At 46.4% G+C, this 265-nt stretch carries 1 protein-coding gene; it reads right to left on the bottom strand.

Annotated features, from left to right (window positions below; translation table 11 throughout):
* Positions 1-265 (bottom strand): hypothetical protein (locus tag AAEY78_RS13475; protein ID WP_352339828.1); only part of this gene is annotated, 265 nt, incomplete at both ends.

Below are 265 nucleotides of genomic sequence, written 5' to 3'. Positions count from 1 at the left end.
GCTAAAATACTCAATAAGCAACCGACAAACATGGTGGTGGTAATGCGATATTTAGCCGTAAGCGCAGCAACAATAAAGCAAGTGGTCATGATCATCCCCGCGTTGAGGTTAAGCATGCCCTCTGGCATCACTTTGGTACCGTCATTATTCAACCCTAGCCAGAACTGCAATATGCCGCTGCTGGTGCCTTCTGGGCCAAATAAGGAGGTGACAATGACGCTGGTATCAACCCATTCCGCAATGTGAATAGGCAATACATCAAATA

This window comes from Psychrobacter sp. 16-MNA-CIBAN-0192, assembly GCF_040309565.1.
Taxonomy (GTDB): domain Bacteria; phylum Pseudomonadota; class Gammaproteobacteria; order Pseudomonadales; family Moraxellaceae; genus Psychrobacter.
Note: the sequence above shows the minus strand (reverse complement) of the source record. Positions and strands in the feature narration are given on the sequence as shown.